This window comes from Lysobacter silvisoli, from assembly GCF_003382365.1.
GTDB lineage: Bacteria > Pseudomonadota > Gammaproteobacteria > Xanthomonadales > Xanthomonadaceae > Lysobacter > Lysobacter silvisoli.
The window spans coordinates 162,327-186,106 of the sequence record NZ_QTSU01000002.1 but is presented as its reverse complement, the minus strand read 5'-3'; the positions used below and the strand labels follow the sequence as shown (position 1 = coordinate 186,106).

The window sequence follows — 23,780 nt, the reverse complement described above, 5'->3', positions numbered from 1 at the left end:
ACCCTGATGAAACTACGCACGCTCGCCTGCCTCATCGCCGCCGCCCTGATCGCCGGTTGCGCCCAGCCCGCCGCCGACAGCGCTGCAACGCCGTCGACGCCCGCGCCCACCGCCACCGTCGCGCCCGCCGCCACCGTCGACGAGGCCGAAGCCGCGCGCCTGGCCGAACAGGTCAAGCAGGAAACCCGGCATGCCTGGCAGGGCTACAAGCGCTACGCCTGGGGCCGCGACGCGCTCAAGCCGCTGAGCAAGAGCGGTCACGACTGGTACGCGCATTCGCTGCTGATGACCCCCGTGGATGCGTTGGACACCCTGGTGCTGATGGGCCTGAAGACCGAGGCGGACGAGGCGCGCGAGCTGATCGCGACCCAGCTCGGTTTCGACCACGACATGTACGTGCAGAACTTCGAAGTCACCATCCGCCTGCTCGGTGGCCTGCTGTCGGCTTACCAGATGACGGGCGATGAGCGCCTGCTGAAGCTCGCCGACGACCTGGGCAGGCGCCTGCTGCCGGTGTTCGATTCGCCCACCGGCCTGCCGTACACCCACGTCAACCTGCGCACCGGCAAGACCCGCGGCAAGGTCAGCAACCCGGCCGAGACCGGCACCTTGCTGATCGAGTTCGGCATGCTGTCCAAGTTCACCGGCAATCCGGTCTACTACGACAAGGCCAAGCGCGCGCTGGTCGAAACCTACAATCGCCGCGATCCCAAGACCGGCCTGGTCGGCTCCTGGATCGATGTGGAAAGCGGCCGCTGGACCGACACCGGCTCGCACATCGGCGGCGGCATCGATTCCTACTACGAGTACTTGTACAAGTGCTGGCGTCTGTTCGGCGACGCCGAGTGCAAGGCCATGTGGGACCAGAGCATCGTCGCCGTCAACCAGCACCTGGCCGACGAAGTGCGCGAGCGCGAGCTGTGGTACGGCCATGCCGACATGACCACCGGCAAGCGCACCGCCACCCGCTACGGCGCGCTGGACGCGTTCATGCCGGCGCTGCTGGCCCTGGGCGGCGACCTGGACCGCGCGCGCCGGCTGCAGGATTCGGGCCTGAAGATGTGGCGCCTGCACGGCATCGAGCCGGAGTCGCTGGACTACGCCAAGATGCAGGTGGCCTCGCCGGGCTATGCGCTGCGGCCGGAGATCGTCGAGTCGGCCTATTACCTGCACGTGCTCACCGGCGAGCCGCAGTACCGGGCCATGGGCCGCGAGTTCTTCGAGGACTTCGTCCGCCACTGCCGCACCGAGGCCGGCTACGCCGCGCTCAAGGACGTGACCAGCAAGCAGCAGGACGACTCGATGGAGAGCTTCCTCTTCGCCGAGACCTTCAAGTACTACTACCTGCTGTTCGCGCCGGCGCAGACGCTGGACTTCAAGACGGTGACCTTCAACACCGAGGCGCATCCGCTGCATCTGCCGGCGGCCAAGCCGCAGTGAGGCTGCGCGCGGCGCTGGCGCTGTGCGCGCTGTGGCTGGCGGCCTGCGCCGCTCCGCAGCGCGACGCGCTGCCGGCGCCGCATCCGCGCGCGATCGTCTTCTACTACAACTGGTACGGCAGCCCCGAACACGACGGCGCGCGCCTGCATTGGGCGCATCCGGTGCTCAAGCTGCGGCCGCAGGACCCGGATTCGCCCGAGATCCCCGGCGGCGGCGACATCGCCGCCGATTTCTATCCGGCACTGGGCGAGTACAGCAGCGCCGATCCGGCCGTGGCCGAGCGGCATATGGCGATGATCGCGCAGGCCGGCATCGGCGTGGTCGCGGTGACCTGGCTGGGTCGTGAGGACCCGAGCTACCGCAGCCTGCGGGCCTTGTTCGACGCCGCGGCGCGGCATGGCTTGCGCATCTGCTTCCAGATCGAACCGGCGTCGCGGCCGACGCTGGCGGCCGCGCGCGCGCAGTTGCTCGCCGCGGTCGACGATTTCGGCCGCCACCCGGCGTTCTACCGCGACCCGGGCACGGGCCGGCCGCTGTTCTTCGTCTACGACTCCTACCAGTTGCCCGCATCGGACTGGGCCAGGTTGTTGCGCGCGGGCGGCGCCGAGTCGATCCGCGGCGGCGCCTACGACGCCGATGTGATCGGCCTGTGGGTGCAGGCCGGCGAGGGCCCGTACTTCCTCGCCTCGGGCTTCGATGGCGTCTACACCTACTTCGCCAGCCGCGGCTTCACGTGGGGTTCCACGCCCGAGCATTGGCCGCAGCTGCAGCGCTGGGCCGACGAGCACGGCCTGCGCTTCATTCCCTCGGTGGGGCCGGGCTACAGCGACCGCCGGGTGCGGCCCTGGAACCGCGCCAACGAGCGCGGTCGGCAGGACGGCGCCTACTACGACGCGATGTTCGCCGCGGCCGCCGACAGCGGCGCGCAGTGGGTCTCGATCACCTCGTTCAACGAATGGCATGAGGGCACGCAGCTGGAGCCTGCGGCGCCCAGAGACGGTGCCGGCCGCTATTCCGACTACGCCCCGCTGCCGCCCGACCACTACCTGCGCCGTACCCGCTACTGGCTCTCGCGTTTCCCAACGGCACCAGCGCCCTGACATCCCACCTTGGGGTAGGAGCGGCGTAAGCCGCGACCGCGTATCCACAACTACGACGAATGCCGCGACTGCCCCTTGTAGGAGCTGCGCAAGCTGCGACCGCGAATCCACACCTACGCCGCAACCTCGTCTCCCCTGCTTCCGCCTTTGCTTGTCGTCCCCCTTTGACAAAGGGGGATTGAGGGGGATTTGCTCTTTAACTCTTGCCTTCAAGCAACAGCAACAGCTTCCGTCCGCAAGCGGCCGGGTCACTTTCTTTTGATAAGCGTCAAAAGAAAGTAACCAAAGAAAAACGCTGCCCCAGAGCTCCCGTGCGAGATCGGAGTGGGCGCGGGGATTTTCCGATCGGGCCTCCTGCCCGAGCGGAGAACGGCGCACGTCCTGTGCGCCGCCCTCTGGGTCTTCTATTTGCGTGGCGAGTTCGGGGCCCGATCAAGAGCATTCGCGCTTTGCGCTCACCCCCTCACCCTAGCCCTCTCCCGCAAGCGGGAGAGGGGACAGAGCCGCCGCTGTTGCTTTAGCCCCTCTCCCGCTTGCGGGAGAGGGGTTGGGGTGAGGGCACGCGCCCCCACACACCACGGCGGCAATCCGGCCAAAGCCCGCCTCCCAGCCCCGCCCGCCACACAAACCGTCAAAACTCTGGCTATAGTGTCCCGCCGCCAGGAGCGCACCCCCCGGATGCCGGGAGCCCCTCACAACGCGGCTACGCAGTGGTTCGGCCCCGCCTACGAGCGGCTGCACCCCTTGCTGCAAGCGCTGCACCGCAGCGGCGGCACCCTGAGCGGCGACGTCGCGATCGCCACCGGTAGCGGCCTGGCCGGGCGCCTGGGCAGGCGCCTGGCGCGCCGCCTGGGCATCCCTGTCGACACGCCGCGGCGCGGGTTCCAGGTCCGCATCGTCCACGACGGCCAGGCCATGCACTGGCGCCGGCGCTTCGACGACGGCAGCGAACTGGTGTCGGTGTTCCGCCCGGTCGGGCGCTACCCGGACGGCTACTGGCGCGAGGACACCGGCCCGGTTCGACTGCACCTGGGCGTGGATCTGGACGGCGGCGGCTGGCGCTGGCGGCTGCGCTCGGTCGCGCTGCGCGGCCTGCCGCTGCCGCGTTTCCTGTTCCCGCGCACCGACGCCTACAAACGTATCGAGGACGGCGAGCGTTACCGCTTCGCCGTCGCCTTCTCGCTGTTTCCCTTCGGCGAACTGCTGCGCTACGAAGGCGCGCTGCACGCCATCCCGGCCGCATCGGCCGTCCCTGTAGAAAGAGTGGTTACATGACCGACCGCATTCCCCTGCTGATCGACACCGACCCGGGCGTGGACGACGCGCTCGCCCTGCTGATGGCCTTCAACGACCCGCGCCACGAGCTGGTCGGCCTGACCATCGCCGCCGGCAACGTCGGCCTGGAACATACCGTGCGCAACGCGCTCAAGCTGTGCGAAGTCTGCGGCGTGGACGCGCCGGTCTACGCCGGCGCCGCCGCGCCGCTGCTGCACCCCTCGCCGGACGCCGGCTACGTGCACGGCCGCGACGGCTTCGGCGACGTGGGTTACGACGCACCCGCGCGCGCAGTCGAGGCCGAGCACGCCGCGCTGGCGATCCTGCGCCTGTCGCACGAGCACGCGGGCAAGCTGCTGCTGGTGGCGCTGGGCCCGCTGACCAACATCGCCCTGGCGCTGAAGCTGGACCCGACCCTGCCCGAGCGCGTGGCCCGGTTCGTGGTCATGGGCGGCGCGGTCACCTGCCGCGGCAATATCACCCCGGCCGCCGAGTTCAACATCTACTTCGATCCCGAGGCCGCGCACATCGTGTTCGAGGCCTTCCCGCACATCGACCTGGCCGACTGGGAGGCGGTGATCGCGCACGGCTTCCTGCACGACGAGGTCGAGCGCTGGCTGCAGGCCGACAGCGCGCGCGCGCGTTTCTACCAACGCATCTCCGAGAAAACCCGGCTGTGGTCGGCCGACCGCCGCGGCGACCACTGGCATGCCGCCGACGCCCTGGCCATGGCCTACGCCCTGGACCCGGACGGCGCGACGGAAGTGCTGGACCGCGCCCTGGCGATCGAGCTGGACGGCCGCCATGGCCGCGGCGCGACCATCGTGGACTGGCGCGGCGAGGGCGGCGAGGCGGCCCGGGTGTCGATCCTGATGCGCTACGACCAGGCCCGTTTCGAGGGGCTGATCCAGGCGGCGCTGGCGGCGATTTGAGGCGAGGGTGGGGTGAGGCGCGACTCAGGACGCTCTCGCCCTGACCCCCTCCGTCATTCCGGCGAAAGCCGGAACCCATTTTGATCTTGGCCTCCCGCCGGGCCGCGCTTCCCCGGAGCCCTTAGCAGCAAATGGGTTCCGGCTTTCGCCGGAATGACGGTAAAGGGGGGATCGCCGGGTCCTGGCAGGGCAGCGCGCCGCTGGGGCCAGGCAGGCCGGACTTGCACCCGGTCCAGGATGGCCGCTATACTGCGCGACTTTCCCGCACACCTTAAGGTTGAGTGCCATGAAGGCAGGCATCCATCCCCAATACCGTGAAGTCGTGTTCCAGGACGTCACCACCGACTTCCAGATCGTTACCCGTTCGACCCTGTCGAGCAAGGAAACGATCACGCTCGACGGCAACGAGTATCCGCTGATCAAGGTCGATATCAGCTCGGCCTCGCACCCGTTCTACACGGGCAAGCACAAGATCATGGACACCAGCGGCCGCGTCGACAAGTTCCGCAAGCGCTACGCGCAGAAGTAATCGCGCGCTGCGGGCATCCGCCCGCGCCGCCAGCCGACGGCCGCCTCCGGGCGGCCGTTCGCGTTCCCGGCCCGCGGCCGCCCCTTACCGGGCGGCCGTTCGCATTTGCGTTCCCCCGTCGCCTCCGAACCGCCCGCCGCGGCCGCAGCACCGGCCGGGCGTCGTCGTGCCCGTGCAACGGCGCGGTCCATCGCCACGACCAAAGTCAGAGCCGGTGCTCCACGCCGGTGTGCGATAATTCACGAACGCGGCACGCCCGCGAATTCCTGTCCCCACCTCGCGCCGCGGCCATCCCTGCGGCGCGCAGACATGAGGAGCTGTTTGTGTCCGATACCGCATCCCAGAAGGGCCCCGATCAGGTGACCCTGACCGCCGGCGACAAGAACGTGACCTTGCCGGTGCAGCACCCGGTGCTCGGCGCTTCCTGCGTCGACATCGCCAAGCTGCCGAAAGAAACCGGGATGTTCACCTACGACCCGGGCTTCACCGCCACCGCCAGCTGCAAGTCGGCGATCACCTACATCGACGGCGACGCCGGCGTGCTGCTGTACCGCGGCTACCCGATCGAGCAGCTGGCCGAGAAGTCGAACTTCCTCGAAGTCGCCTACCTGCTGATGAACGGCGAACTGCCGACCGCCGGCGAGTTCAGCAAGTTCGAGCACGAAGTCACGCATCACACGATGATGCACGAGGCTTTCCGCACCTTCCTGTACGGCTTCCGCCACGACGCCCATCCGATGGCGATGCTGGTGGGCATGCTGGGCTCGATGGCCAGCTTCTATCACAACGAACTGGACCTGGAAGATCCGGAGCAGCGCCGTCTGGCCGCGATCCGCCTGATCGCCAAGGTGCCGACCATCGCCGCGGCGTGCCACCGCTATTCGATCGGCTGGCCGATCCGCTATCCGAAGAACAGCCTGGACTACACCACGCGCTTCCTGCACATGCTGTTCGAAGTGCCGAGCGAGCCGCTGGAGCTCAATCCGGTCGCGGCCAAGGCCATGGACCTGTTGTTCATCCTGCACGCCGACCACGAGCAGAACGCCTCGACCTCGACCGTGCGTCTGGTCGGTTCCACCGGCGCCAACCCCTACGTCAGCGTCGCCTCCGGCGTCGCCGCGCTGTGGGGCCCGGCGCACGGCGGCGCCAACGAAGCCGTGCTCAAGATGCTCAACGAGATCGGCCGGCCGGAGAACGTCAAGTCGGCGGTCGACAAGGCCAAGGACAAGGAATCGGGCTTCCGCCTGATGGGCTTCGGCCACCGCGTCTACAAGAACTACGACCCGCGCGCGGCGCTGGTGCGCAAGATGACCCACGACGTGCTGGGTTCGCTGGGCGTGAACGATCCGCTGCTGGAAGTGGCGATGAAGCTGGAAGAGGCGGCGCTGCAGGACGAGTACTTCGTGCAGCGCAAGCTCTACCCGAACGTCGACTTCTACTCGGGCATCATCTACAAGGCGCTGGGCATTCCGGTGGAGATGTTCACGGTCATGTTCGCGATCGCGCGCACGGCCGGCTGGGTGTCGCATTGGCTGGAGCAGCAGAACGATCCGGAGAACAAGATCGGCCGTCCGCGCCAGATCTACACCGGTCACGGCGTGCGCGACTACGTGGCCAGCGACAAGCGCTGATCGCCAGCGCCGCACCGCACGAAACGCCCCGCCATCCGCGGGGCGTTTTCGTTTTGCGCACTGTGGCTTGGGTAGGAGCGGCATACGCCGCGACCGCGAATCCGCACCTGCGACGAGCGCCACGCTTGACCCCTGTAGTAGCTGCGCAAGCTGCGACCGCGAATCCACAGTTGCGACCAAGCCCTCGGTCGGCGTGGAGTCTGCGCTGGCGCCTTGGGTAGGAGCGGCGTGAGCCGCGATCCGCTCCGAACTCGCGAAGGTGTGTGGTGTGCTGGTTTAAGCGACAGCAACAGCTTCCGTCCGCAAGCGGCCGGGTTACTTTCTTTCGATAAGCGTCAAAAGAAAGTAACCAAAGAAAAGCGCTTCGCCAGAGCTCCCCTGCGAGATCGATGCGCGCGCCGGGATTTTCGATGGCACATCACATCCCTGTGCCAGCGAAAAACGGCGCACCTCCTGTGCGCCGCCCCCCGCCTTCGCGGGGGCAGGCTCTCCGGGCCTGCTGTTGGGACGGAGAGTTCGGCGCCCGAGCGGGGATCAAGAGCATTCGCTGCGCTCACCCCCTCACCCTAGCCCTCTCCCGTAAACGGGAGAGGGGACTGATCCGACGAAAAACGGCGCACCTCCTGTGCGCCGCCCCCCGCCTTCGCGGGGGCAGGCTCTCCGGATCTTCTATTGGTACGGCGAGTTCGGTGCCCGAGCGGGGATCAAGAGCATTCGCTGCGCTCACCCCCTCACCCTAGCCCTCTCCCGTAAACGGGAGAGAGGACTGATCCGACGCTGCTGCTTTAGCCCCTCTCCCGCTTGCGGGGTGAGGGGCAGCGCTTGCGAGCCACTGGCTCGCGCTGCACTGAACGCCCGGCCGCTATGCGGTCGGGCCGGGGTGCGGGTTGGGGTGAGGGCAGCCGCAGCAACAAATCGCGGTGCGAGCTGCGAACCTACTCGCCCACCTCATACCCGGCGATCTCTTCCTCGGCCAGCATCTGCCGCAGCTGCGATGCGGAAGCCCGCTTCATCGGCTTCTCGTCCACGCTGGACAGCGGCGCCTGGCGCAGCACGTCCAGCGGCAGCACGGTGAGGTCGAAGGCCAGGTCTTCGGCGCTGAACACCCAGACCGGGAAGTCGTCGCTGCGTTCGCGGTCCAGGCGCAGGCGGCGGCTGCGGGCTTCGGCGGGGATGCCGTGCTGGTCGAGATGGCGCGCGGCGGCGTCGGGGTCGTCGCTGTACAGGTGCAGGGCCACGGGCGTGCGGGTGTCGGCGGTGCCCTCCAGCACCGGGCCGACCAGGCGCGGCTCGAATTCGGCGAAGAACTCCATCGCCCGCAGCGCGGCCTCGCGGCGCTGGCGCAGGCCGTCGATGCTGTCGCGCTGGAACAGGCGCTGGTACTCGCGCAGCGCGTCCTCGATCTCGCGGTTGCGCGGCAGCGACGCATCGTCGTGGATGCCCAGGCGTTCGGCGGCCTTGAGCTTGGCCTGGTGATAGTCGCGGATGCCGCTTTCGGCCATGAGCCGCGCGGCTTCGTGGGCGAGCCGGCGGCGGCGTTCGCGGGTGCGGGTTTCGGCGTGCTGGTGGGCGTGCTGACGGGCGTGATGCGACATGACGACCTCCGCGGCGGGCCCAGCGACGGCGCCGACGCGCCGCGGCCGGCGCGGGAGCCGGCCAGGCAACGCTAGCACGAGGGCGTGGCGGGGATCATCACGTGGGGCGAATGGCCGCGATGCTGCGGCAGTACGGGCGCCCGGCTCCCCGAGTTCGCGGGGATGACGGTTGCGGCGGCGTGGCCGCCGCAACCGGTCGCATGCGGATCAGAAGATGTCGAAGGACTCTTCCGACGGCGCCGCTTCGTCGGTGCCGTAGTCGATGTAGGACTGCATCTTGTCCAGGTCCTCGGCCTTGACCCATTCGACGATGCCGCCGACGCCGTCGGGGATCAGGCTGCCGTTGGCGCCCACCGAGACCTTGACCATGCCTTCCGGCGGCTCGTTCGGCGCCACCGGCTTGTCCTTCAGCGCCGCGCGCATGAAGTCGATCCAGATCGGCAGCGCGGCCTTGCCGCCGTACTCGCGGTAACCCAGCGACTTGTAGTTGTCGCGGCCGACCCAGACCGTGGTCACGTAGGGGCCGCCGAAGCCGGAGAACCAGGCGTCGCGGTGGTCGTTGGTGGAGCCGGTCTTGCCGCCCACGTCCTCGCGGCCCAGCACCTTGGCCGCGGTGCCGGTGCCGCGCAGGACCACGTCGCGCAGCATGGACACGATCTGGTAGGCGATGCGGTCGTCGATCGCGCGCGGCGCGACCACCAGGTCGGCCGGCGGCGGCGTGGCGGGCTTGACCGCTTCGGCCGGCTTCTTGGGCTCGGGTTTGGCCGGGCCGCCGCTGGGGCCGAAGTTGAAGCCGTCGACCACCGCGCCCGCGCTATGGCCGGCGCCGGACGAGGTGGCGCCGCGGCCCACGCATTCGCGGCAGGCCGTGGCGGGCTTTTCCTTGAACACCACCGCGCCGGCGCGGTCCTTGATCTCGTCGATGAACCAGGGGGTGATGCGGAAGCCGCCGTTGGCGAAGGTGGCGTAGCCGCGCGCGACCGACAGCGGGGTCAGCGAGGCAGTGCCCAGCGACATCGACAGATTGGGCGGCAGCTGTTCGATGTCGAAGCCGAAGTTGGCGATGTACTTGCGTGCGAAGTCCACGCCCATCGCGTCGAGCAGGCGCACCGAGACCAGGTTGCGCGACTGCACCATGGCCTCGCGCACGCGCATGGGGCCGGCGAAGTTGCCGCCGTCGTTCTGCGGGCGCCAGATGTGGCCGCGGCGGTCGCGGAACACCACCGGCGCGTCGAGCACGATCGAGGCCGGGTTGTAGCCGCGCTCGAACGAGGCCGCGTAGACGAAGGGCTTGAAGCTGGAGCCCGGCTGGCGGCGCGCCTGGGTGGCGCGGTTGAACTTGGCGCCGGCGAAGCTGAAACCGCCGGACAGGGCGCGCAGGGCGCCATTGGTGGGCTCCAGCGAGACCAGCGCGGCCTGCGCCTGCGGCAGCTGCTCCAGGCGGTAACCCAGGTCGGCCACCGGGGCCGGCGGCGGCGCCGGCTTGCCCGCTTCGACCTTGGGCGCCGGCGGCTCGATCTTCTCCACCCGCACCAGGTCGCCGCGCTTGAGCAGGCTGGACGGGCTGCGGCCGCCCCAGCCCTGGTTGCCGGCCAGGGCGATCTCGCTGCCGTCGGCCAGAGCCAAGCGCGCGCCGGCGCCGTCGGTGGCGAGCACGATGGCCGGCAGCAGGCCGGCCTGGGCCGGGGTCGAGCGCAGGCGCTGCTTGGCGGTGGCGGCGTCCTCGTTCGGGGCCAGGTCGAAGTGTTCCTCTACGCCGTGCCAGCCGTGGCGGCGGTCGTAGACCTTGAGGCCGTCGCGCACCGCCTTGTCGGCCGCGGCCTGCAGGGTCGGGTCGATGGTGGTGGTCACGTGGTAGCCCTTGGTCAGGGCCTCGGCGCCGTAGCGCTCGACCATCTGCTGGCGGACCATTTCGGCCACGTAGGGCGCATAGACCTCGATCGGGCGCTCGTGCGGGCTGGCGTGCATGGGCACGGCCTTGGCCGCGGCGGCCTCGGCGGCGCCGATGAAGCGCTGCTCGACCATGCGGTCCAGGATGTAGTCGCGACGGATCTTGGCGCGGTCGGGGTTGCTCAGCGGGTTGCCGCTGGAGGGGAACTTGGGGATGCCGGCCAGCGAGGCCATCTCGTCCAGGCTCAACTCGCTCATCTTCTTGCCGTAGTAGAACTCGGCCGCGGCGCCCACGCCGTAGGCGCGATTGCCGAAGAAGCTCTTGTTCAAGTACAGCTCGAAAATCTCGTCCTTGCTCAGCTCGCGCTCCATGCGCATGGCCAGCAGCATCTCGCCGAGCTTGCGCTTGTAGCTGTATTCGGCGCTCAAGAAGTACTGGCGCGCGACCTGCTGGGTGATGGTGGAACCGCCCGGCACGCGCTTGTCGTCGGTGGTGGCCAGCAGCCAGACCGCGCGCGCTATGCCCTTGTAGTCCACGCCGTGGTGCTTGTAGAAGCGCGCGTCCTCGATCGCGATGAAGGCCTGCTTGAGCCGCAGCGGCACGTCCTCGATCGCCACCGGGTAGCGCCGGGTCTCGCCGAACATGGCCATCAGGCGGCCGTCGGCGGCGTAGACGTACATGGGTTCCTGCAGCTCGATCGTGCGCAGGGTCTCCACGTCCGGCAGCTTGGGGGCGATCAGGTAGTACAGGGTGCCGGCGGTCACGACCCCGAGCAGGGCCAGGCCGGCGAACGCGTAGAGCGCCCAGCGCAGGAAACGGCGGAGACGGGGCATCGAAGCGGGTTCCGGTTTGCGGGTAGTAGTGGCCGTGGAGTATAGAGGAGCCGGGGGGAGGGACCGCCCCGGGGGGCTGCGGCCGGTAGGTTCCGCTAAGGCCGTTACGCAAAAAAGGCGGTCTAGGTTGGCATTCCTGAAAGAAATGGTTGCCAGCCTGTGAAAAGTCCGTTATCTAAGGCGGGGCCACACGAAGTGCGCGTAAGCGCTTGTGGCATGGGGAGAAAACAGTGGGCGTCATCACAAAAAGCCAGCCGGCCCTCGTCGGCGTGGATATCAGTTCGACCGCAGTCAAGCTGTTGCAGCTCTCCCGGGCCGGCAACCGCTACCGGGTCGAGCATTACGCTGTAGAGCCGCTGCCGCCGAATGCCGTCGTCGAGAAGAACATCGTCGAGGTCGAGGCGGTGGGCGAGGCGATCAAGCGTGCCGTCGCCCGTTCCGGGACCAAGGCCAAGCATGCCGCTGCCGCGGTGGCCGGGTCGTCGGTGATCACCAAGGTCATCCCGATGCCGGGCGACCTGGACGGCGAGGAACTCGAATCCCAGGTCGAATTGGAGGCGGTCAACTACGTCCCCTATCCGATCGAGGAGGTGAATCACGACTTCGAGGTGCTGGGCCCGATGCCCAACTCCCCGGAGATGATCCAGGTGCTGCTGGCCGCCTCGCGTTCCGAGAACGTGGAAGTGCGGGCCTCGGCCCTGGAGATCGGCGGGCTGACCCCGCGGGTGATGGACGTGGAGGCCTTCGCGGTCGAGAACGCCTTCGCCCTGATCGCCGACCATCTCAATACGCCGCGAGACGGCATCGTCGCCCTGATCGACTCGGGCGCGACCATGACCACCCTCAACGTGCTGCGCAACGGCCGTAGCCTCTACAGCCGCGAGCAGGTCTTCGGCGGCAAGCAGCTCACCGACGAGGTGATGCGCCGCTACGGCCTGAGCTACGAGGAGGCGGGTCTGGCCAAGCGCCAGGGCGGCTTGCCGGAAAGCTACTCGGCCGAAGTGCTGGAACCCTTCAAGGAAGCCATGGTGCAGCAGGTCAGCCGCCTGTTGCAGTTCTTCTACGCAGGCAGCGAATTCAACCGCGTCGACCAGATCGTGCTCGCCGGCGGCTGCGCCTCCATCCCCGGCATCGCCGAGATGGTCGAGGAGCAGTTGGGCGTGAACACCATCATCGCCAATCCGCTGGCGCACATGACGCTCGGTCCGCGCGTGCAGGCGCACGCGCTGGCGCAGGACGCGCCGGCGCTGATGATCGCCTGCGGCCTCGCCCTGAGGAGCTTCGACTGATGGCACGGATCAATCTCCTCCCGTGGCGCGCAGAACGCCGTAAGCAGCGGCAGAAAGAGTTCGCCACCATGCTCGGCCTGTCGGCCCTGGGCGCGGTGGTGCTGTCGTTCCTGATCGTGAGCTTCTACAACGGCCAGATCGATGGCCAGAACACCCGCAACGCCTTCCTCAAGGACCGCATCGCCGAGGTCGAGAAGCAGATCACCGAGATCGAGGAGCTGGACAAGAAGAAGGCCAAGCTCCTGGCGCGCAAGGAAGTGATCGAGCAACTGCAGTCCAACCGTTCGCAGATGGTGCACCTGTTCGATTCGCTGGTGCGCACCATTCCCGACGGCGCGGTGCTGACCACGATCAAGCAGGATTCCGACACCCTGACCCTGGAAGGCCGCGCGCAGTCCAACGCCCGCGTCAGTACCTACATGCGCAACCTCGAGGGCTCGGGCTGGATGACCAATCCGGACCTGTCGATCATCGAGGCCAAGGGCACCGACAAGGGCCTGCCCTACGAGTTCAAGCTCAGCGTGAAGCTGGCCAACCCGAACGCGCCCAAGGACGAGGACGGCGACGGCCAGCCCGACGCTCCGGCCGCGGGCGACGCCGCCACCGCCGAGGCCGCAGCCGCGGCGCCGGCCGGTGCCCCGGCTGCCGCTAGCGCACCGGCCGCCGCCGCTCCGGCTCCGGCCGCGATCGCTCCGGCCGCCGGCACCGCTCCGGCCGCTGCCCCCGCCGTCGCGCCCGCCGCTCCGGCGGCGGCGCCCGCCCCGCAGGGCGGCACCAACGCCAACGGCGTGCCGACCCCGGCGCAGGAGCCGGCTCAGCAGCCGGCTGCCGCAGGCAACAACAAGGGGGCCGAATCGTGAGCCAGAAGAAGATGTCGCTCAAGGACCTCGACTTCAACAACATGGGGTCGTGGCCGCAGCAGGCCAAAATCGGCTTCTGCGTGATCGTCGGCCTGGTCATCGTGGGCCTGGCCTGGTACCTGTTCGTCAGTGACAAGCGGCAGATGCTGGAAGGACTGGAGCGCACGGAAGCCGAGCTGCGCACCGAGTTCGAGACCAAGCAGGGCCGCGCCGCCAACCTGGAACCGCTGAAGCAGCAGCTGGCGCAGATGGAACAGCAACTGCAGCAGATGCTGCGTCAGCTGCCCAGCAAGACCGAGATGCCCGACCTGATCGTCGACATCTCGCAGACCGCGCTGGCCACCGGCATCAGCAACGAGCTGTTCCAGCCCGGTCCGGAGCAGCCCAAGGACTTCTACGCAGAGAAGCCCATCGCCCTGCGCATGGTCGGCACCTACCACCAGTTCGGCGGTTTCGTCAGCGGCGTGGCCTCGCTGCCGCGCGTGGTCATCATGACCATGCACGACATCTCGCTGCGCCCGCGCGGCGCCGCGGCCGGCGACAAGACCGCGGTGATCACGCCCAACAGCCCGCTGGAGCTGGCCGGCACGGTCAAGACCTACCGTTACCTGGACGAAGAAGAAGTGTCGGCGCAGGAAAAGGCAGCCAACGGCGGCGGCGACGCCCAGAACACCGCTCCCGCCGCGCCCGCGGGCGACAAGAAGGAGGGCGGCTGAGATGCGCAAGGCATACCTCAATAGCGCAGGCCGCACGCTGACCGCCGCGGTCCTGCTGCTGGCGATCACCGGCTGCGGACGCAGCATCACCTCCACGCCCGGCGACGCGCCGAACCTGGAGAAGTGGGTGGCGGAAGTGAAGGCGCGTCCGGCGCCGCCGCTGGACCCGCTGCCGGTGATGCAGCAGTTCGAGACCTTCGAGTACGCGGCGCAGGCGCTGCGCGATCCCTTCAGCAACGCGTTCACCGATCAGGGCGGCAGCGGTCCGCGCCCGGATTCGACGCGGCGCAAGCAGACCCTGGAACAGTTCCCGCTCGACAGCCTGGACATGGTCGGCACGCTCGGCCGCGGTCCCGGCGTGGTCGCACTGGTGATGGCGCCCGACAAGGTGACCTACCGGGTGCGGCCGGGCGCGTACATGGGGCAGAACGACGGTCGGGTGACCAGCGTGTCCGAAGACCGGATCGAGTTGGTGGAACTGGTGCCAGATGGCGCGGGTGGTTGGCTGGAACGGCCGGCTACCGTGGCGTTAGAAGACAATTGATTGGGGGATAGCACGATGACCGTTTTCAACGCCAACAGCTCGCGGCCGGCCCGGCGCCCCTTGGCTATCAGCACGCGCAGCGCCGGTCTGATGATCGGCCTGATCGCCGGCTTCAGCGCCGCCCACGCCGCACCGCCCGACGCCGCGCCCGCGGCGATGCCGGCCGCGCCGGTGGTGGCCCCCGCCCATAACCCCGATCCGGCCAAGCAGCTGCCGGGCGCGATCTCGGTGGCCAACATCGACTTCAAGCGCGGCGATGGCGGCTCGGGCAAGCTGATCCTCAAGTTCAGCGGCGACGGCGCCGCGCCGGACCTGCGCAACCAGGGCTCCAGCGTGATCATCAACGTCGGCAACGCGCAGTTGCCGGCGGCGCTGCAGCGCCCGCTGAACGTGACCGACTTCGCCACTCCGGTGCAGCGCATCGACGCGCGCTCCAGCGGCAACGGCACCCAGCTGGTGCTCAACACCAACGGCGGCTACGAGTCGCTGGCCTACCAGACCGGTCGCGAGTACATCGTCGAGATCGTGCCCAAGGCCGCCTCGGCCGCCGGCAACCGCGCGGTCGGCGCCAGCACCATCAGCAGCACCACCGACGCCAGCAAGCGCGGCTACAGCGGCCGCCCGGTCACGTTCAACTTCCAGGACGTGCCGGTGCGCACCGTGCTGCAGCTGATCGCCGAGGAGTCCAACCTCAACGTGGTCGCCGCCGACACGGTTCAGGGCAACGTGACCCTGCGCCTGGTCAACGTGCCCTGGGATCAGGCCCTGGACATCGTGCTGCAGGCCAAGGGCCTGGATAAGCGCCGCCACGGCAACGTGGTGTGGATCGCGCCGCAGGCCGAAGTGGCCAAGTACGAGCAGGACAAGGAAGACGCGCGCATCGCGCTGGACAACCGCGTCGACCTGGTCACCGAGTACATCCAGATCAACTACCACAACGCCGGCGCCATCTTCAAAGCGCTGACCGAAGCCAAGGGAATCGGTGGCCAGGGTGGGCAGGGCGGCGGCAATTCCAACAACAACGACAACGGCTTCCTCTCGCCGCGCGGCCGCCTGGTCGCCGACGAGCGCACCAACACGCTGATGATCAGCGACATCCCGAAGAAGGTTCAGCAGATGCGCGAACTGGTTCGGGTGATCGACCGTCCGGTCGACCAGGTCGTGATCGAAGCGCGCATCGTGATCGCCACCGAGTCGGTGTCGCGCGAGCTGGGCGCCAAGTTCGGCATCAGCGGCAACAAGGACAACTCCTACTTCAGCGGCAACCTCGACGCCAACACCGCGACCCGCAACTCGCAGGTCGCCGCCGACACCGCCTACGCCAATGCACTGCGCGAGTGGGTCAACGGCGGCTCGGTGGGCGCGCCGCCGGTGCGCACCCTGGGTTCGATCACCCGCGGCCTGATGAGCAACCTGGGCGTGGAGAATCCGGCCGGTTCGCTGGCGCTGTCCATCCTCAACGCCGGCTACCTGCTCGACATCGAGCTGTCGGCGATCCAGGAAGAAGGCCGCGGCGAAGTCATCTCCAACCCGCGCGTGGTCACCAGCAACCAGCGCGAAGCGGTGATCAGCCAGGGCCAGGAAGTGGGCTACGTGACCATCTCCCCGCAGCAGGGCGGCAACAACACGCCGATCCCGAACGTGCAGTTCAAGGACGTGCTGCTGGAGCTCAAAGTCACCCCGACCATCACCAACGACGGCCGCGTGTTCCTGAACATGAACGTCAAGAAGGACGAGGTCGACGGCAACCTGAACACCTCCATCGGCCAGGTGCCGATCATCGCCAAGCGCTCGGTCAACACCGCCGTGCTGGTGGAGGACGGCCAGACCGTGGTGGTGGGCGGCGTGTACGAGTTCCGCGACCGCAGCGACGTCACCAAGGTGCCGTTCCTGGGCGACATCCCCTTCCTGGGCAACCTGTTCAAGAAGAAGGGCCGTTCCAAGGAAAAGGCCGAACTGCTGATCTTCGTCACCCCCAAGGTGCTCAAGGTCGCCCAGCGCTGATCGCGCCGGCGCCATGCAGTCCGCGAGAGGGCCTACGGGCCCTCTTCGCGTTTTAGGCGCCGGCGACCGCGCCTGAACGTGCCATCGGTTGGGTGAACCCCGGCAGCCAAGTTCGGTCAAAATCGGTCCATAGCCCCCGCGCCGGACCTCCGATGCAGACCCCCGACAGCCCCGCCGGCGCCATGCCGGATACGCCGCCCGTCCTGGCCGATGCCGAGCACGCGCGCCTGCACGACGCCTTCCGCGAACTGCGCCAGGCGCTGTCGGCCGAAATCGTGGGCCAGTCGGCGCTGATCGAGCGGCTGCTGATCGCGCTGCTGGCCGATGGCCACCTGCTGGTCGAAGGCGCGCCCGGCCTGGCCAAGACCAGCGCGGTGCGCGCGCTGGCGGCGCGGCTGGAAGCGGACTTCGCGCGCGTGCAGTTCACCCCCGACCTGCTGCCGGCCGACCTCACCGGCACCGAGGTTTGGCGCCCGCAGGACGGCCGCTTCGAATTCCAGGCCGGCCCGATCTTCCATCCCATCCTGCTGGCCGACGAGATCAACCGCGCGCCGGCCAAGGTGCAGTCGGCGCTGCTGGAGGCCATGGGCGAACGCCAGGTCACCGTGGGCCGCGCGACCTATGCGCTGCCGCCGCTGTTCCTGGTGATGGCCACGCAGAACCCGATCGAGCAGGAAGGCACCTTCCCGCTGCCCGAGGCGCAGCTGGACCGTTTCCTGATGCACGTGCGCATCGGCTACCCCGAAGCCGCGGCCGAGGCCGAGATCCTGCGCCTGGCGCGCGAACGCGCGCGCGACAGCCTGCGCGCGGCCGCGCCGGCGGCGCAGCGCTTGCCGCTGGCCGACGTGTTCGCCGCGCGCTCGGCGGTGCTGGGCCTGCACGTGGCGCCGGCGGTGGAGCGCTATCTGATCGAACTGGTGCTGGCCTCGCGCGACGCTGCGCGTTACGACGCCGCGCTCGCGCGCCGCATCGCCTGGGGCGCCAGCCCGCGCGGCTCGATCGCGCTGGAGCGCTGCGCACGCGCGCACGCCTGGCTGGCCGGCCGCGATTTCGTCACCCCCGACGACGTGCGCGCGATCGCCCACGACGTGCTGCGCCATCGCATCCTGCCCAGCTACGAAGCCACGGCCGAAGGCTGGGACGGCGAGCGCCTGGTCGGCGAACTGCTGCAGCGGGTGCCGCTGCCTTGAGCGCGGCGCGGCGCCGGTACCGGTGCAGGGCCGCGAGGCGAGGGCGCGCATGAGCGACGGCATCGTCCCCAGCCTGGCCGAACTGGTCGCGCTGCGCGCGGCCGCCGGCGGCCGCCGCAACGCGCGCCAGGGCCGCCACGGCGTCAGCGGCCATGCGCTGTCGCCGCTGCGCGGGCGCGGCATGGAATACGCCGAGTCGCGCGAATACAGCAACGGCGACGATGCCCGCCACATCGACTGGCGCCTGACCGCGCGCACCGGCCGCGCCCATACCAAACTGTTCCAGGCCGAGCGCGAACGGCTGAGCCTGATCGTGGCCGACACCTCGCCGGCGCTGTACTTCGGCACCCGCGTGCGCTTCAAGTCGGTGCAGGCCGCGCGCGCCGGCGCGGTCGCGGCCTGGGCCGCGGCGCGCGACGGCGACCGCATCGCCGCCTTGCGCGGCAGCCTGCGCGAGGCGCCGGTGCCGCCGGCGTCCAGCGCGCGCGGCGCCCTGCGCGTGCTCGACGCGCTGGTGCGCTGGTACGCGCGGCCGCCGGCCGACGACGCCGGCCTGGCCGTGGCCCTGGACCACGCCACCCGCCTGCTGCGCCCCGGCTCGCGCCTGGTGGTGCTGGCCGATCCGCGCAGCCTGGACGCGGTGCCCGAGCGCCGTTGGCCGGCGCTGGCCCAGCACCACGAAGTGATCGTGCTGCTGCTCACCGACGCGCTGGAAAGCGCGCCGCCGTCGTCTGCGCTGGCCTTCCGCAGCGGCGAACGGCGGATCGAACTGGACCTGGGCGCGGACGCGCAACGGCAGCGCTGGCGGCAGGAATTCAGCGACCCGGTCGCGGCGGCGCTGGAGCGCCTGCCCTCGCGCGGCGTGCGCGTGCAGGCGCTGGCCGGCGACGCGCCCAGCGAATCCTGGCTGCCGCTGCTGGGCCGCGCGCGGCCGCTGGTGGCGTGATGGCCGATCCCACCTTGCTGCTGCGCGACGTGCATCAAACGGCCGCGCCCTCGTGGTGGCCGCCGGCGCCCGGCTGGTGGATGGTCGCCGCCGCGGTGCTGCTGATCGGCGGCGCCCTGTGGTGGTGGCGCTCGCGCCGCCTGCGCCGCAAGCGCGCGATCGAGTGCCTGTTCGACGACGCCCTCGAGGCCGCGGCCACGCCGGCCGCGCAAGTGGCTGCGATGTCGGAGCTGCTGCGCCGCGCCGCGCGCGAACGCGAGGCGCGCGCCGACCGCTTGCAGGGCGAGGACTGGCTGGCCTTTCTCGACCGCGGCGCCAAGTCGCCGCAATTCGCCGGAGCCGCCGGTCGCCTGCTGCTGGAAGGCGGCTACCGCCGCGACGTCGACGTGTTGCAGGTGGAAGCGCTGCGCGTACCCGTGCGCGCGCGCTTCCTGCAACTGATGAAAGCGCGATGAGCGAAACCCTGGCCCAGGCGCTGCAATACGCGCGCGAACTGTTCGCCTGGCCGTGGTGGCTGCTGGCGCTGCCTTTGCCGTGGCTGGTGCGCTGGTGGCTGCCGCCGTTGCGCAGCGGCAGCGCGGCGCTGAAGGTGCCTTACGGCGAGCGCCTGGACGCGGTGGCCGCGGCCGGCGGCCGCAGCCTGCGCGGCGGCGGTGCCGGCGTGCTGGCCTGGGCCGCGTGGGCGCTGCTGTGCGTGGCCGCGGCGCGGCCGCAGCAGCTGGGCGAGGCGATGCAGCCGCCGCAGGTCGGTCGCGACTTGATGCTGGCGCTGGACCTGTCGGGCAGCATGCGCGAGCCGGACATGGAACTCGGCGGCCAGCCCGTGGACCGCCTGACCGCGGCCAAGGCGGTGCTGTCGGACTTCCTCGAGCGCCGCGTCGGCGACCGCGTCGGCCTGCTGGTGTTCGGCCGCCGCGCCTATGCGCTGGCGCCGCTGACGTTGGACCGCGCGACCGTGCGCGACCAACTGGCCGACAGCGTGGTCGGCCTGGCCGGGCAGGAGACCGCGATCGGCGACGCCATCGCCCTGGCGGTGAAGCGCCTGCGCGCGCAGCCGGCCGAGCAGCGCGTGCTGATCCTGCTCACCGACGGCGTCAACACCGCCGGCGCGATCGAACCCAAGAAGGCCGCCGAACTGGCCCAGGCCGAACAAGTGCGCGTGCATACCGTGGCCTTCGGCGGCGACGGTTCGCTGTCGCTGTTCGGCATCAAGCTGCCCGGCTCCGGCGGCGGCGGCGACGACATCGACGAGACCACCCTGCGCGCGGTCGCACAGGCCACCGGCGGGCGCTTCTTCCGCGCCCGCGACACCGCGCAGCTGGCCGGCATCTATGCCGAGATCGACCGCCTGGAGCCGATCCAGCGCCCGGGTCAGGCGGTGCGCCCGCGCATCGAGCGTTATGCCTGGCCGCTGGCCGGCGCGCTCGCGCTGGCGCTGCTGGCCTTCGCCTGGCAGGGGAGGCGGCGCGCATGAGCGAGCTGAGCGCTGCGCTGTCGCAACTGCATCTGCTGCGCCCGCACTGGTTGTGGGCGCTGGCGCTGCTGCCGTTGCTCTGGCTGTGGTGGCGCTTGCGCCACCGCCGCGCCAGCGCCTGGCGCCAGTTGGTCGATCCGCATCTGCTGCCGCACCTGATCGACGGCGGCCAGGACCGGCGTTCGCGCCTGGGTCTGGTCGCCGCGTCCTTGGTGTACGCACTGGCGGTGCTGTCTCTGGCGGGGCCGAGCTGGCGCCAGAGCGAGCAGCCGCTGTGGCAGAGCCGCGCGCCGCTGGTGATCGCGCTGGATCTGTCCAGCGCCACGCTCGCGGCCGATCTGCCGCCCAGCCGGCTGGCGCAGGCGCGGGCCAAGATCGGCCAGCTGTTGCGCCAGCGCATGGGCGGGCAGGTCGGCCTGGTCGCCTACGCCGGCGACGCGTTCACCGTGGCGCCGCTGAGCGACGACGGCGCCAACGTGGCCGTGTTCCTGGATGCGCTGAGTCCCGACGTGATGCCGCTGGACGGCCAGCGCGCGGATCGCGCCATCAACTGGTCGGCGCGGCTGCTGCGCCGCGCCGGTTTCGAGCGCGGCGACATCCTGCTGCTCACCGATCATGGCGACGCGCGCAGCAATGCGGCGGCGCTGCAGGCGCTGGCGCGCGGGTACCGCGTGTCGGTGCTGGGCCTGGGCAGCGTCACCGGCGCCGCCACCCGCCGCCCGGACGGCAGCATCGTCGGCGTGCGTCTGGACGAAAGTTCGTTGCGCGCCTTGGCCGCGGCCGGCGGCGGCCGCTATGCCGCGCTGGGCGAGGGCGATGCCGATCTGCGCGCGCTGCGCGTGCTCGACGCCGGCACCGGCGGCGCCAGCGCCGCGCAGGGCGTGAAGGGCAAGATCTGGCAGGACGAAGGCTATTGGCTGCTGCCGCCGCTGCTGTTGCTGGGCTTGCTGGCGTTCCGCCGCCGCGGCGCCGCGCTGGCCGGCCTGGCGTTATGCCTGTGGCTGCCGCTGCAACCGGCACGCGCGCAAGCGCAGGCGACGCCGCCCGCGCAGACGCAGACGCAAAACCAGGCCACGCGCGATTGGTGGCAGCGCCCGGACCAGCGCGCGCACCGGACCATGCAGCAGGGCACCCAGGCCTATCGCAGCGGCGACTACCGCCGCGCCGCCGATCTGTACCGACAGGGCCAGGGCGCCGACGCGCATTACAACCGCGGCAACGCGCTGGCCAAGGCCGGCCAGTATCCGCAGGCGATCGCCGAATATGACCGCGCGCTGCAGTTGCAGCCCGGCATGGCCGACGCCATCGCCAACAAGCGCGCGGTGGAAGCGGCGATGAAGCGCAAGCCGCCGCCGGGACAGAAGTCGCAGCAGCACAATCCATCGCAGCAGGGCGGTCAGGGCCAGCAGCAACAGCCGCCGCAGCAGAGCAAGGGGCAAGCGGGCCAGCAACCGCCCAAATCGCCGCAACCCCAGCCCAACGAGCGCGACGAGTCCGGCGCGCAGCGCGAGCAGGACCCGGCCGCGCAGGCGCGCGCGCAGCAACAGGCCGACCAGGCCCAGCGCGAGCGCATGCAGCGCGCGCTGCAGCAGCGCCCCGGCGAACAGACCCCGGCGCAGGCGCGCAAGCGGGCCAAGGAAACGCCGGAGCAGCGCGAGCGCCGCATCGCCAACGAGGCCTGGCTCAAGCGCGTGCCCGACGATCCGGGCGGGCTGCTGCGCGAGAAATTCCGCATCGAGTACGAACGCCGCCAGGTGCTGGGCGAGGACGACGAATGAGCACGACTCCGCAGGTTTCTTCCCGCTTCCTGGCGCGCTGCGCGCTGGCCCTGTTGCTGGCGCTGGCCGCGTTCGCCGTCGGCGCGCAGCCGCGCGCCTGGCTGGACCGCGACACCATCGGCGTGGGCGAAACCGTCACCCTGAACATCGAAACCACCGCGGTGGCCGGCGGCGGTCCGGACTACGCGCCGCTGCGCACCGACTTCGAGGTCAGCAACAACACCAGCCGGCGCTCGTTCGAGCGCGTCAACGGCCGCTACGTCACCCGCTCGCTGTTCGGCGTGGCGTTGCGCCCGCGTCGCGACGGGCGCCTGAGCATTCCCTCCATCGTCGTCGGCAACGAGCGCACCGCGCCGCTGACCCTGGTGGTGACACCGGCCAGCGCGCAGGTGCCGGCGCGCGCGGGCGACGACGTGTTTATCGAAAGCCAGGCCGACGCCGCCGACCCCTATGTGCAGCAGGCGGTGGGCTGGGTGGTGCGGCTGTACGCGGCGGTGCCGATCGTGGCCGGCCAGCTCGACCAGCCGGCACCGGAGGGCGCGTCGTTCCAGCGCGTGGGCGACGACGCCCAGTATTCGCGCGAGATCGGCGGGCGCCGTTACAACGTGGTCGAGCGCCGTTACCTGTTGGTGCCGGAGCGCAGCGGCCCGCTGACCGTGCCCGGCGCGCGCTTCGAGGGCCGCGGCGCCCCGAGCTTCCTGGAAGACATGTTCGGCGGCAACGGCGACAACCTGCGCACCGCGGCGGCGCCGCGGCGCCTGCAGGTGAAGGCGATGCCCGCCAATGCGCCGCAGCCCTGGCTGCCCTTGCGCGACCTGCAACTGCGCTACCAGTCCACCCCGCCGCAGCTGCGCGCCGGCAGCGCCGCCACGCTGACCGTGGAGCTCAGCGCCGACGGCGCCACCGCGGCGCAGCTGCCCGAGCTGCAGCTGCCGCCGATCGATGGCGTGCAGGTGTTCGCCGATCCGGCGCAGTCGGACGAGAGCTTCGTCGGCGGCCGGCCGCGGGTGAAGCTGACCCGCAAGTTCTCGCTGGTGCCCACGCGCACCGGCGCCACCCGTTTGGACGGCCTGCGCCTGGGCTGGTGGGACGTGGGCGCGGGCGCACCGCGCAACGCCGAGCTGCCGCCGCTGCAATGGACGGTGGCCGCCGCCGATGGCTCCGCGCCGGCGTCACCGGCGGTGCCCGCGGCCAGCGGCGAGAGTGGCGGCAAGGCCTCGCCGATCGCGGCGATCGCCCAGGACCCGTCCGCGCGCTGGTGGGCGCTCGCGGCGCTGGTGTTCGCCGCGCTGTGGTTGGCGACCCTGGTCTGGGCCTTGCACCTGCGCGCGCATCCGCGCGTGGCGCCGCGCCTGGCGCGGCCCGCTACCTCCGGTGCGGTTGCGGCGGCTGCCGCCACGGGCGCTGAAGACACCACGTTGTCGCCGCCCTCGGGCGGCCGCCGCGGTTCGCTCAAGCAACTGCTGGACACGGGCGACTTCGGCGAGATCGAAGCCGCGCTGTGCGCGCTGGCCCGGCCGCCGGCCGCGGATCTGGACGCCGTGCTCGCGCGCCTGGCCGACCCGGCCCAGCGCGAGGCCCTGCAGGCCATGCAGCGCGCGCGCTGGGGCGGCGGCGATGCCGTGGCCGCGCGCGCGCAGCTGCGCAGCGCGTTCGCGCCGGGCCCGCGCTGGCGCGACGCCGGCGCCGCGCCCGCCTCGCCGCTGCCGCCGCTGTATCCGCCAGGCTGAGCGAACCGCGCCGCGTCTTCGGC

19 protein-coding genes are annotated in these 23,780 nt (G+C 70.4%); 17 read left to right on the top strand and 2 right to left on the bottom strand.

Annotation, left to right across the window (positions count from 1 at the left end; translation table 11 throughout):
* Positions 1–6 precede the first annotated feature (6 nt).
* From DX914_RS12065 to DX914_RS12040, 6 genes are all read left to right on the top strand, one after another.
* Positions 7–1,440: a glycoside hydrolase family 47 protein gene (locus DX914_RS12065; RefSeq protein ID WP_115860146.1), complete on the top strand. Its 1,434-nt coding sequence runs from the start codon at positions 7–9 to the stop codon at positions 1,438–1,440.
* Entirely contained in the window at positions 1,437–2,540 is a 1,104-nt protein-coding gene (locus DX914_RS12060) for a glycoside hydrolase family 99 protein (RefSeq protein WP_115859379.1), read from the top strand. Before DX914_RS12065 ends, DX914_RS12060 begins: the two co-directional genes overlap by 4 nt.
* A 678-nt stretch (positions 2,541–3,218) precedes the next feature.
* Positions 3,219–3,815 carry a DUF4166 domain-containing protein gene (locus tag DX914_RS12055; protein WP_115859378.1) on the top strand — a complete coding sequence of 199 codons (597 nt, stop codon included), beginning with the start codon at positions 3,219–3,221 and terminating at the stop codon, positions 3,813–3,815.
* Positions 3,812–4,747 (top strand): nucleoside hydrolase, encoded by a 936-nt coding sequence (locus DX914_RS12050; RefSeq protein WP_115859377.1) that lies wholly within the window; start codon positions 3,812–3,814, stop codon positions 4,745–4,747. Before DX914_RS12055 ends, DX914_RS12050 begins: the two co-directional genes overlap by 4 nt.
* 286 nt (positions 4,748–5,033) lie before the next feature.
* Complete coding sequence (locus DX914_RS12045) at positions 5,034–5,276, top strand: type B 50S ribosomal protein L31 (protein WP_115859376.1); 243 nt, start codon at positions 5,034–5,036, stop codon at positions 5,274–5,276.
* A gap of 323 nt (positions 5,277–5,599) precedes the next feature.
* Complete coding sequence (locus DX914_RS12040; RefSeq protein WP_115859375.1) at positions 5,600–6,907, top strand: citrate synthase; 1,308 nt, start codon at positions 5,600–5,602, stop codon at positions 6,905–6,907.
* A gap of 935 nt (positions 6,908–7,842) precedes the next feature.
* Here the strand turns inward: DX914_RS12040 and DX914_RS12035 are convergent.
* Both DX914_RS12035 and DX914_RS12030 read right to left on the bottom strand, forming a co-directional pair.
* Entirely contained in the window at positions 7,843–8,502 is a 660-nt protein-coding gene (locus tag DX914_RS12035; RefSeq protein ID WP_115859374.1) for a hypothetical protein, read from the bottom strand.
* Positions 8,503–8,709: 207 nt separating this feature from the next.
* Complete coding sequence (locus tag DX914_RS12030; protein ID WP_115859373.1) at positions 8,710–11,226, bottom strand: penicillin-binding protein 1A; 2,517 nt, start codon at positions 11,224–11,226, stop codon at positions 8,710–8,712.
* Between the two features lie 230 nt (positions 11,227–11,456).
* Between DX914_RS12030 and DX914_RS12025 the strand changes: the two genes are divergently transcribed.
* The 11 genes from DX914_RS12025 (at position 11,457) to DX914_RS11975 (ending at position 23,757) form a co-directional block, all read left to right on the top strand.
* A complete protein-coding gene (locus DX914_RS12025; protein ID WP_115859372.1) occupies positions 11,457–12,515 on the top strand; it encodes a pilus assembly protein PilM in 1,059 nt (352 codons plus the stop codon).
* Positions 12,515–13,375: a PilN domain-containing protein gene (locus DX914_RS12020; RefSeq protein WP_115859371.1), complete on the top strand. Its 861-nt coding sequence runs from the start codon at positions 12,515–12,517 to the stop codon at positions 13,373–13,375. The genes DX914_RS12025 and DX914_RS12020 overlap by 1 nt, the downstream gene beginning before the upstream one ends.
* Positions 13,376–13,386: 11 nt before the next feature.
* Complete coding sequence (locus tag DX914_RS12015) at positions 13,387–14,091, top strand: type IV pilus inner membrane component PilO (RefSeq protein WP_425480691.1); 705 nt, start codon at positions 13,387–13,389, stop codon at positions 14,089–14,091.
* A gap of 1 nt (position 14,092) precedes the next feature.
* Entirely contained in the window at positions 14,093–14,635 is a 543-nt protein-coding gene (locus tag DX914_RS12010) for a pilus assembly protein PilP (protein WP_115859369.1), read from the top strand.
* Between the two features lie 15 nt (positions 14,636–14,650).
* Positions 14,651–16,639 (top strand): type IV pilus secretin PilQ, encoded by a 1,989-nt coding sequence (locus DX914_RS12005; RefSeq protein ID WP_115859368.1) that lies wholly within the window; start codon positions 14,651–14,653, stop codon positions 16,637–16,639.
* Between the two features lie 152 nt (positions 16,640–16,791).
* A complete protein-coding gene (locus tag DX914_RS12000; protein WP_115859367.1) occupies positions 16,792–17,829 on the top strand; it encodes an AAA family ATPase in 1,038 nt (345 codons plus the stop codon).
* Between the two features lie 49 nt (positions 17,830–17,878).
* On the top strand, positions 17,879–18,775 hold the full coding sequence (locus DX914_RS11995) for a DUF58 domain-containing protein (RefSeq protein WP_115859366.1): 897 nt from the start codon (positions 17,879–17,881) through the stop codon (positions 18,773–18,775).
* Positions 18,775–19,230 (top strand): DUF4381 domain-containing protein, encoded by a 456-nt coding sequence (locus tag DX914_RS11990; protein ID WP_115859365.1) that lies wholly within the window; start codon positions 18,775–18,777, stop codon positions 19,228–19,230. The genes DX914_RS11995 and DX914_RS11990 overlap by 1 nt, the downstream gene beginning before the upstream one ends.
* A complete protein-coding gene (locus tag DX914_RS11985; RefSeq protein ID WP_115859364.1) occupies positions 19,227–20,249 on the top strand; it encodes a vWA domain-containing protein in 1,023 nt (340 codons plus the stop codon). The genes DX914_RS11990 and DX914_RS11985 overlap by 4 nt, the downstream gene beginning before the upstream one ends.
* The gene (locus DX914_RS11980) at positions 20,246–22,027 is read left to right on the top strand and encodes a tetratricopeptide repeat protein (RefSeq protein WP_115859363.1); all 1,782 of its coding nucleotides are present in this window, start codon (positions 20,246–20,248) and stop codon (positions 22,025–22,027) included. Before DX914_RS11985 ends, DX914_RS11980 begins: the two co-directional genes overlap by 4 nt.
* Positions 22,024–23,757: a BatD family protein gene (locus DX914_RS11975; RefSeq protein WP_115859362.1), complete on the top strand. Its 1,734-nt coding sequence runs from the start codon at positions 22,024–22,026 to the stop codon at positions 23,755–23,757. The genes DX914_RS11980 and DX914_RS11975 overlap by 4 nt, the downstream gene beginning before the upstream one ends.
* The last annotated feature ends 23 nt before the right edge of the window (positions 23,758–23,780 follow it).